Below are 10,538 nucleotides of genomic sequence, written 5' to 3' on the forward strand. Positions count from 1 at the left end.
ACCCTTCCACGGATCGTTGGCGGGAGGAGGCACTTGTTCTTCACTCACGCCGGAGCCTTTCCGAACAGGGCGCGCGCCGCGCCCGCGGTGACGACCGACCCGGTGACCACCACGCCGGCGCCGGAGATCACGTCGCCCTCGTCGCCGGCCTGCTCGGCCAGCGCGATCGCCGACTCCAGCGCGTCGGGCAGGGTCTCGGCGGTGATCACGCGTTCATCGCCGAACCGCTGCACGGCCAGGTCGGCCAGCGAGTCCACGTCCATGGCCCGCGGCGAGCCGTTGCTGGTGACGACGATTTCGTCGAAGACCGGTTCGAGCGCGTCGAGGATCCCGGCCGCGTCCTTGTCGGCGAGCACCGCGACCACCCCGACCAGCTTGCGGAAGTCGAACTCGCCCGTGAGCGTCGCGGCCAGCGCCTGCGCACCCGCCGGGTTGTGGGCGGCGTCGACGAAGATGGTCGGCGCGTTGCGCATCCGTTCCATCCGCCCCGGGCTGGCCACCGTCGCGAAACCGGCGCGCACGGCCTCGATATCGAGCTGACGATCCGCGCCCGCCCCGAAGAACGCCTCCACCGCGGCCAGCGCCAGGGCCGCGTTGCGGGCCTGGTGCTCGCCGTGCAGCGGCAGGAAGATCTCGTCGTAGACGCCGCCGAGCCCCTGCAGGGTGAGCAGCTGCCCGCCGACGGCGACGCCCCGTTCCAGCACCCGGAACTCCGCGCCCTCGCGGGCCACCGCGGCGTCCTCGGCGACGGCCCGGCGCAGCAGCACGTCCATCACCTCGGGTTCCTGCTCGGCGATCACCGCGACGGTGTCGGTCGGGATCAGCGCCTCGGGTGCGCGCTTGATGATCCCGGCCTTCTCCTTGGCGATCGACTCGAGGTCGGGACCGAGGTACTCGGTGTGGTCGAGGCCGATCGGGGTGATCACCGCGACCTGCGCGTGGATCACATTGGTGGCGTCCCAGGTGCCGCCCATCCCGGTTTCCACGACGGCCACATCGACCGGCGCCTCGGCGAACGCGGCGTAGGCCATGCCGGTGAGCACCTCGAACTTGCTCATCGCCGGGCCGTCGGATTCGGCGGAACGCTGGTCGATCATGCCGATATAGGGCGCGAGCTCGTGATAGGTCGCCACATAGCCGGCCGGGGAGATCGGCGCGTTGTCGATGCTGATCCGCTCGGTCGCCAGCTGCAGGTGTGGGCTGGTGATCCGGCCGGTGCGCCGATGCAGGGCGGTGAGCAGGGCGTCGATCATCCGGGTCACCGAGGTCTTGCCGTTGGTGCCCGCGACGTGGATCGCCGGATAGTTGTTCTGCGGGTTGCCCAGCAGATCCATCAGGGTGGCGATCCTGGTGAGCGAGGGTTCGATCTTGGTTTCGGGCCAGCGCTTGTCGAGCTCGGCCTCGACCAGCGCCATCTCGGCGAGGTCGACCGGCGACGGCCCGGTGCTGAGCTGGGCCGCGCTGTAGTCGCTGCCGCCGAAGTCGGCGTCTTCGGGGTCGAGGTCACCGGGGCCCATGTCGCTCACTTGGCGCTCAGCTCCGCCAGACGGGCGCCGATGCGCGTGACTTCGGCCGCGGCCACATCACGTCGACCGGTGATCTTGTCGACGACCGGCTGCGGCGCCTTGGCCAGGAAGGCCTCGTTGCCGAGCTTGGCCGTGGTGGTGTCGAGGTCCTTCTGCGCGGCCGCGAGATCCTTCTCCAGCCGGCGACGCTCGGCATCGAGGTCGATCGCGCCGGAGGTGTCGAGCTGCACGGTGACGGTGCCGCCGGACAGCCGCACCTCCACCTCGGCGGTGGTGGCGAAGTCCTCGCCCGGTTCGGTGAGCCGGGCCAGATTGGCCACCGAGTCGGCGAACCCGCCGAGCCCGACCTCCTCGATCCCGACGAGCGTGGCCTTCACCTTCTGCTTGTCGGCCAGGCCCTGATCGCCGCGGAACCGGCGGATCTCGGTGATCAACCGCTGCGTATCGGCCACGCGCTGCGCGGCGAGTTCGTCGGTCGCCACGCCACTGGCCTGCGGCCACGCGGCGATCACCACCGATTCACCGCCGGTGAGCGCCTGCCACAGGGTCTCGGTGACGAACGGGATCACCGGGTGCAGCAGACGCAGCACCGCGTCGAGCACACTGCCGAGCACGACCGCGGTGCTCTCGGCGCGCGCGTCGGATTCGGCGAACTGCACCTTGGACAGCTCCAGGTACCAGTCGCACAGCTCGTCCCACGCGAAGTGGTAGAGCGCCTCGCAGGCCTTGCCGAATTCGTAGGCGTCGAAGGCGGTGTCGACCTCGGCGCGGACCGCGTCGAGCCGGTCGACGATCCAGCGGTCGGCGTCGGTGAGGGTCTCGCGCGGGGGCAGCTCACCGGTGCGCGCACCGTTCATCAGGGCGAACTTGGTGGCGTTGAACAGCTTGGTGACAAAGCTGCGCGAAGCCAGTGCGTGCGCGTCGCCGACGGACAGATCGCCGCCGGGCTGGGCGCCGCGGGCCAGGGTGAAGCGCAGCGCGTCGGCGCCGTAGGAGTTGATCCAGTCGAGCGGATCGATGCCGTTGCCGCGCGACTTCGACATCTTCTTGCCGTGCTGGTCGCGGATGAGGCCGTGCAGGAACACGTCTTCGAACGGAACCTGCTTCCGGCCGCCCTTACCGGCGGTGAGCACCGGATCGTCGCTCACGTACATGCCGAACATCATCATCCGGGCCACCCAGAAGAACAGGATGTCGTACCCGGTGACGAGGACGCTGGTCGGATAGAACTTCGACAGCTCGGGGGTCGAGTCGGGCCACCCCATCGTGGAGAACGGCCACAGACCCGAGGAGAACCAGGTGTCGAGCACGTCCGGGTCCTGCACCCAGCCCTCGGGCGCTTCCTCGCCGGGGCCGAGGCACACGATCTCGCCTTCGGGGCCGTACCAGATCGGGATGCGGTGGCCCCACCACAGCTGACGCGAGATGCACCAGTCGTGCATGTTGTCGACCCAGTCGAACCAGCGCGGTTCCTGGCTGGCCGGGTGGATCTTCACGTCGCCTTCACGCACGGCGTCGCCCGCGGCCTTGGCCAGGGTGTCGACCTTGACCCACCACTGCATCGACAGGCGCGGCTCGATCGGCTCGCCGGAGCGCTCCGAGTGACCGACCTGGTGCTTGTAGGGGAACTTGCGGCCGACGATGCGACCTTCGGCCTCGAGCCGTTCGCGGATCTTCACGCGGGCCTCGAAGCGGTCCATGCCGTCGAATTCGGTGCCGCTGTCAGCGATCCGGCCGGTCTTGTCCATGATCGTCGGCATCGGCAGGCCGTGGCGCAGGCCGAGTTCGAAGTCGTTGGGGTCGTGCGCCGGGGTGATCTTCACTGCGCCGGAACCGAATTCGGGGTCGACGTAGTCGTCGGCGACGATCGGGATCTGACGGCCGGTGATCGGGTGGTACAGCGTGGTGCCGATCAGCGCCTTGTACCGCTCGTCGTCCGGGTGCACCGCGACGGCGGTGTCACCGAGCATCGTCTCCACGCGGGTGGTGGCCACGATCACGTGCGGTTCGTCGTCGTTCAGCGAGCCGAACCGCATGCTCACGAGCTCGCCGTCGACCTCCTTGTGGTCGACCTCGAGGTCGGAGATGCCGGTCTGCAGCACCGGCGACCAGTTCACCAGGCGCTCGGCGCGGTAGATCAGCCCCGAGTCGTAGAGCCGCTTGAAGATCGTCTGCACGGCGCGCGAGAGGCCGTCGTCCATGGTGAAGCGGTCGCGGCTCCAGTCGACGCCGTCGCCGAGGCGACGCATCTGGCCCTGGATCTGCCCGCCGGACTCCCGCTTCCAGTCCCACACCTTGTCGATGAAGAGCTCACGTCCGAAGTCCTCTTTGGACTTCCCGTCGACGGCGAGCTGCTTCTCCACCACCGTCTGCGTGGCGATACCCGCATGGTCCATGCCCGGCAGCCACAGCACCTCGTAGCCCTGCATCCGCTTGCGGCGGGTGAGCAGGTCCATGATCGTGTGGTCGAGCGCGTGGCCCATGTGCAAGGTGCCGGTGACGTTGGGCGGCGGCAGCACGATCGAGTACGGCGGCTTGCTCGAGGAGGCGTCGGCGGCGAAGTACCCGGCGTTGACCCAGCCCTCGTACAGGTCGGCCTCTACCTCGCCGGGGTTCCAGCTCTTGGGCAGGGCATCGGCACGATTACGCGAGTTGTCAGGGGCTGCGCTGGTCACGTCCCAATCCTAAGGGGAGCGGCAACCAGCTTTTTCCCCGCCTACCCGAGCACAAAAAAAGACGGAATCTTCGGTGGATGAGGGACACCGAAGACTCCGTCTACAGCTCTGATACTACCGGCGATCGACCCCACTCAGCAGAATCCATATGGAATTCTCAGCTTCTACCCGGCCCTGGTCAGCATGGTCTGTGACGCGCCACGACGACACGCGGAAACCGTTGTCTCCCAACCCTCCAGCCGAAATATCCGGGCAACCCCCGATTGCCGTTTTGTCCGTTTTACCGGACCCTGGAGAGGGTGACGCCCCCGCTCGAATCCTCGTCTCCCGTTCCCGCGTCGGCACCGAGGATCATCACCCCGATCGCCCTGCTGGACCTGCGCGCGAGCGAGGTCCAAGAACTGCGCTACCCGAGCACCACCGTTCTGGTCTTCGCCGGTGTCCCCGGCGCGGGAAAGTCCACCGCACTACACCGCTTCTTCGGGTCGGGACCCGATGCCGAGCAACCGGTGCGGACCGCGTCCGGCGCCCTCGTCCTCGACTCGAATCACACCCGCAATCGCCTGCGTCACCGGTTGGGCTGGGCGCCGTATTCCCTGTGGCGCCCGCTGGTCCACCTCGCGCACTACCGCGCGATCCGCGACGCGGTCCGCGACAGCGACGGACCGGTCGCCATCCACGACTGCGCCACCTTCCGCTGGAGCCGTCGCCTGATCGCCCGCTGGACCGCGCAGGGCCGCCGCGAACTGCACATGGTGCTCATCGATGTGCCCGCCGAGCAGGCCAGATCGGGTCAGATCAGCCGAGGTAGAAGCGTCAACAGCCTGGCCTTCACGGGACACTGCCGCCGCTGGGAAACGATGATGGACTCCCTGGGAGCCCGCGGCACCGCCCTCGCGCCGGACCCGCAACCGCTGTCCTCGACCTCGGTGGTGATCATCGACCGCCCGACACTGCACGCGGTGTCCCGGATCGCCTTCGACCCGGCCTGATCAGGGCACCAGCACGCTCAGCGCCCCGGGCATCGCCTGCACCGTCACCGGCAACATCCCCGCGGGCTCACCATCGGCCGTGGCGTATCCGCCCTCGGCACCGACCGTGATCCGCCGGGCCCGATAACGCTTGGTCGCCGGATGGTCGATCCGTTTGCCCGCCGACAACGCGGGCAGCAGCCGCGCCATCTCCAGCCGTGACACCGCGCCGACCACCGTGATGTCGAGGTACCCGTCGTCGGCGAGTGCTTCCGGACACACCAGCATGCCGCCGCCGTAGGTGCGGGTGTTGCCGATCGGCGCCATCACCGCGTCGGTCAGGATCACCACGTGGGAGTCGGGCGGATTGTCCAGCGCACCGGGCGCGAGGCCGGACAGCTCGATCCGGAACGGCAGTGTGTAGCCACGCATCAGCTCGACGACCGCGGCAGCGGTGTAGCGCAGCGGGCCACGGGGATAGCGCATCTTGTTGGCGCGCAGCGTGACTCGCGCGTCGAAGCCGGTGCCGACCACGGTCGCGAACCAGGTGGGTGCGGCGTCCGCCGATTCGATCCGCCCCAGATCGATGGTCCGGGCTCGACCGCCCAGCACGATCTCGACGGCAGCCCGGGGGTCACCGGTCGGTATCCCGAATTCGCGCGCCAGGTCGTTGCCGGTGCCCGCGGGCACCAGCCCGAGCGGCACCCCGCTGTGCGCGACAGCGGCCAGCAGCACGTTCATCAGCCCGTCACCGCCGACGCAGATCACCGCATCCGGCCGGTCCTCGCCGGCCACGAGCGTCCTGACCTGTGTCACCGACTCGTCCGCGCTCGGGGCTCGCACCTCGACCACCTCGACACCGCGCGCCAGCAGTTCGGCCAGCACCGCCTCGGCGACGTCGTCGCCCCGGCCCGACCCGGAACGCGGGTTCGTGACGACGACAACGCGCCGCATCGAATGTTCGCTCACGGCACCAGCTTCCCAGGGTTGAGCACTCCGGTGGGGTCGAGTTCGCGCTTCACCGCACGCAACACCCGAACCCCCAGGTCACCGATTTCAGCGCCCATCCACGGCCGGTGGTCGGCGCCCACGGCGTGGTGGTGGGTGATGGTGCCGCCCGCGGCGACCATCGCGTCGCTCGCGGCGGATTTGGCGATGCGCCACTGCGCGATCGGATCATCGAGCTGCTTGGCGACGACGGTGAAATACAGCGACGCCCCGGTCGGATAGGTGTGCGAGATGTGGCACATGACCAGCGCGGGCGTGCCCTGTGCACCGAGCGCGTCCATCAGCGCGCCGGTGACCTTCACTTTGAGATTCGCCAGATTGGCCCAGCTGGTAGCGGTTTCGAGCGTCTCGCACAGCACGCCGACATCGAGCAGCGCGTCACGCATGTAGGGCGCGGCGAACCGGCCGTGCTCCCACTGCTGGGCAGGCGCCTCGCCGAGTGCGGTGCCGCCCGCGGCAGCGAGCAGTTCGCTCGCCTCGGCGGATCGGGCCGCGACATGGGCCCGGCTGCCCTCGAAGGTGGTGATGGCGAGACAGCCCGATACCGGATGGCCGCCGACATCGGCGGAGCGCGCCAGGTTCAGACCCGTTTCGGCCTCGTCGGACAGCCGCATCACCGTCGGCGCGGCGCCGGCCTGCACCACGCTGCGCAGTGCCGCGGCGCCGGTGGCGAAGTCGGGGAACGACCAGGCTTGGTAGCCCACGGTTTCCGGCACGGGATGCACCCGCAGGGTGACCGAGGTGATGATGCCGAGCGCGCCTTCGGATCCGACGAACAACTCGCGCAGGTCGGGTCCGGCTGCCGACGCGGGCGCGCGCCCGAGGTCGAGGGTGCCCTGCGGGGTGGCGATCACCAGGCGCTCGACCATGTCGTCGAACCGGCCGTAGCCCGCCGACGCCTGACCCGACGACCTGGTCGCGGCGAACCCGCCGATGCTGGCGAATTCGAAGCTCTGCGGAAAGTGCCCGAGCGAGAGACCGTGCGCACCGAGCAACTCCTCGGCCTGCGGGCCGGTGAGTCCGGCGCCGAGGGTGGCGGTGCCGCTGGCCGGATCTACCGCGGTGAGCGTGTCGAGCCTGCGCAGATCGAGTGCGATCACGGTGCCGAACTGCCCGCGCACGGGATCGACGCCACCGACCACGCTGGTTCCGCCACCGAACGGTACGACGGCGACGCCGTGTTCGGCGCAATACTCCAGCAGCGCCAGGACCTGCGGGTGATCGGCGGGGAAGACGACGGCGTCGGGGGCGTCCTGCGGGGTGTTCGCGCGTCGGCGCAGCAGGTCGGGGGTGCTCTTGCCGCCCGCGTGCCGCAGCCGGTCGAGATCGGCGGTAGTGAGATGTTCGTCACCGACGATCGCCGCCAGGCCTGCCCGATCGGCGGCCGTGAGCGTGGTGGGGATCAGCGGCACATCGTTCTCGTCGCGGCGCACGACCGGCTCACCCGAGATCCCGAACACCTGCGCGAGCAGGCCACGGATCTGCGCCGACAGCGGCTGGTGACCGGCGGCTACGCCCCAGGCGTCCCACACCATGCTCGGTGCCACGGTGGCGGACCCGGTTTGTTCGTGTTGCGTCTCGACCATGCGTTACATAATGACATATAGTGTCAAGCAGTAACCAACGATATGTCCCAGAGTCGACATCCGTACCGCTGTCGGATGTCACTACCGACCCTTCGCGACGGAAACCCCGCTGGTCCGCTCGATACCCTTGGGCGGTTCCAGCCCGACCACGGCGCAGCTGTCCCGGCGCCACCGAACCCACCGGCGGTGAAGCACGATGATCGATCTCGCGACCCACGCTGACCAGCTTTCGCCCACCGACGTGGCGATTCTCGATGCCACGCGGGCCTGCGTCGTCGACTTCGGGGTTCGCCGAACCACGCTCACCGAGGTGGCGCGCCGGGCCGGGGTGAGCAGGCCGACGGTCTACCGCCGCTGGCCCGACACCGGATCGCTGATCGCCGAACTGCTGGTGCGTGAACTGCGCACGATCGTCGCCGAAACCATGCCCGACACCGGCCTCGGCCGGGATCGGCTGGTCCACGGCATCGTGACGGGCTCGGCGGCGATTCGGTCGAACGCGGTGTTCGCCAAGATCTTCCGCACCGACACCGACCTGATGCTCACCTATGTGTTCGGCCGGCTCGGCCGCAATCAGCGCACGCTGATCGGGCTGTTCGCGACCGTGATCGAGCTCGGGCACCGAGACGGGTCGATCCGGTCGGGTGATGCCGAGCACATGGCCACCATGCTGCTGCTCATCACCCAGTCGGCGGTGCAGTCGGCGGGCACGGTGGAGTCGCTGCTGGCCGGTGCGGAGTTCGACGCCGAATTGTCCAGGGCTATCGAGGGTTATCTGCTCCCGCCACCCGAGAAGGACTCCTGATGCCTGCTGACTTCCCCATTTCCGGTGCCACCCTGAACGCCGCGCGCCGCACCACCGACCTCACCGCACTGGGCGAGAACCCCGAGGTCGACGTGGTGGTGATCGGCGCCGGTGTGACCGGAACCGGCGTCGCCCTCGACGCCGCCGCGCGCGGACTGCGCACAATCCTGGTGGAGCGCAACGACTTCGCCTTCGGCACCAGCCGCTGGAGTTCGAAGCTGGTGCACGGTGGGCTGCGGTATCTGGCGAGCGGACGGGTCGGGATCGCGCACGAGAGCGCGGTCGAACGCGGCATCCTGTTGCGCACCACCGCACCACATCTGGTGCGCCCACTCCCCCAGCTCGTTCCCTTGCTGCCCGGCATCAAGCTGGGCCAGAGCTCACTCATCCGCGCGGGCTTCGCCGCCGGTGACGCCCTCCGGATCGCCGCGCACACCTCGGTCGACACGTTGCCGCGCTCGCGCCGGGTGGCCGCCGCCGAGGCCCTGCGCTTGGCACCGACCGTGCGGCGCGACGGGCTGCGCGGTGGATTGCAGGCCTGGGACGGTCAACTCGTCGACGACGCCCGCTTGGTCGTCGCGCTGGCTCGCACGGCGGCCGCGCACGGCGCGACGGTGCTCACGCGCATGGAGGCGGTTGCCGCGAAGGGTGATTCGGTCCAGCTGCGCGACAGCCTGACCGGCGAGACCTTGACGGTTCGGGCGCGCGCGGTCGTGAACGCGACCGGAGTCTGGGCGGGCGAGGTCGACCACAGCATCGAACTGCGGCCCAGCCGCGGCACCCACCTCGTCTTCGACGCCGCGGCGTTCGGTGGCCTCAGCGCCGCGTTGACGGTGCCGGTACCCGGCAGCATCAGCCGGTTCGTCTTCGCGCTGCCCGCCGCGCACGGCCGCGTCTACCTCGGTCTCACCGACGAGGACGCGCCGGGCCCGATCCCCGACGAGCCACAGCCCACCGAGGCCGAGATCGACTTCCTGCTCGACACCATCAACACCGCGCTGCGCGAACCGTTGACCCGTGCCGATATCCGCGGCCGGTTCGCCGGCCTGCGCCCGCTGCTGAAGACCGCCGACGACAGCACCGCCGACATCTCCCGCGAACACGCGGTCCTCACCGCTCCCGACGGCCTGATCACCGTCGTCGGCGGCAAGCTCACCACCTACCGCCAGATGGCCCAGGACGCCGTCGACGCCGCGGTCGCCCAGGCCGCCCTCACGGCAGGCCCTTGCCGCACCACCCGGATCCCCCTGGTCGGCGCGGTCGCCGGTGCCGCCCGCGACCGGATTGATGCCCCACCGGTCCTCATCGAGCGCTACGGCAGCGAGGCGAGCCAGATCGTGTCCGCCTGGCTGGCCGATCCCACCCTCGCCGAACCGGTCGCCCCCGGAATCGACGTCACCGCCGCCGAATTCGACTTCGCCATCACCCACGAGGCCGCCCTCACCGTCGACGACCTCCTGGACCGCCGCACCCGCATCGGCCTGGTCCCCACCGACCGCGAAGCCGCCACCCCCGCCGCCGAAGCCGCCTTCACCAGACACGCCGCCATCACCACCTGATCAACCAAGCCTTCCCCCGACCGCACTCCCAACCACACGGTCCACCCAACCCCGTCCCCGTCTCGAACAACCACCGCGCGCACCCCAGCCAGTCCCCTCATCAAAAACCACCGCGCGGACACCAGCCAGTCCCCCTCGTCAACAACCACACCGCACACACCCAGCCTGTCCCTCGTCAAAAACCACTGCGCGCACACCAGCCAGTCCTCCTCCTCGTCAACAACCACACCGCACACACCCAGCCAGTCCCCCTCCCCACCAACCACACCGCAAACCCAGCCTGTCCCCCTCTTCAACAACCCACCCAACCCAGCAACCGCACTCCCGACCCCTAGGGAGGGACGGCCACGAAGTGGCCGGTCCGCGGCCGGGTCGCCGGTCAGGCGCCGCGGAGATGCGACGAAGGAG

Annotated in this window: 7 protein-coding genes; 3 read left to right on the plus strand and 4 right to left on the minus strand. The window is 69.5% G+C overall.

Features of this window, described 5'->3' with window-relative positions:
* Positions 1–44: 44 nt before the first annotated feature.
* Together folC and ACWGCN_RS28105 are read right to left on the minus strand one after the other, a co-directional pair.
* Complete coding sequence (folC, locus tag ACWGCN_RS28100) at positions 45–1,415, minus strand: bifunctional tetrahydrofolate synthase/dihydrofolate synthase (RefSeq protein ID WP_378664140.1); 1,371 nt, start codon at positions 1,413–1,415, stop codon at positions 45–47.
* A 107-nt stretch (positions 1,416–1,522) separates the two neighbouring features.
* On the minus strand, positions 1,523–4,201 hold the full coding sequence (locus tag ACWGCN_RS28105; protein ID WP_449969135.1) for a valine--tRNA ligase: 2,679 nt from the start codon (positions 4,199–4,201) through the stop codon (positions 1,523–1,525).
* A gap of 299 nt (positions 4,202–4,500) precedes the next feature.
* On the opposite strand from ACWGCN_RS28105, the gene ACWGCN_RS28110 reads away from it, so the two are divergent.
* Positions 4,501–5,193, plus strand: a complete 693-nt coding sequence (locus tag ACWGCN_RS28110; protein ID WP_452458090.1) for an AAA family ATPase — start codon at positions 4,501–4,503, stop codon at positions 5,191–5,193.
* Here the strand turns inward: ACWGCN_RS28110 and ACWGCN_RS28115 are convergent, their stop codons facing one another.
* A complete protein-coding gene (locus ACWGCN_RS28115) occupies positions 5,194–6,141 on the minus strand; it encodes a diacylglycerol kinase family protein (protein WP_379314005.1) in 948 nt (315 codons plus the stop codon).
* Positions 6,138–7,766 (minus strand): FAD-binding oxidoreductase, encoded by a 1,629-nt coding sequence (locus tag ACWGCN_RS28120; protein ID WP_452458089.1) that lies wholly within the window; start codon positions 7,764–7,766, stop codon positions 6,138–6,140. Before ACWGCN_RS28120 ends, ACWGCN_RS28115 begins: the two co-directional genes overlap by 4 nt.
* A 196-nt stretch (positions 7,767–7,962) precedes the next feature.
* On the opposite strand from ACWGCN_RS28120, the gene ACWGCN_RS28125 reads away from it, so the two are divergent.
* A complete protein-coding gene (locus ACWGCN_RS28125) occupies positions 7,963–8,571 on the plus strand; it encodes a TetR/AcrR family transcriptional regulator (protein ID WP_378993732.1) in 609 nt (202 codons plus the stop codon).
* Positions 8,571–10,130, plus strand: a complete 1,560-nt coding sequence (locus ACWGCN_RS28130) for a glycerol-3-phosphate dehydrogenase/oxidase (protein WP_378993730.1) — start codon at positions 8,571–8,573, stop codon at positions 10,128–10,130. The genes ACWGCN_RS28125 and ACWGCN_RS28130 overlap by 1 nt, the downstream gene beginning before the upstream one ends.
* Positions 10,131–10,538: the final 408 nt, after the last annotated feature.

Source organism: Nocardia sp. NPDC055050 (assembly GCF_053608345.1).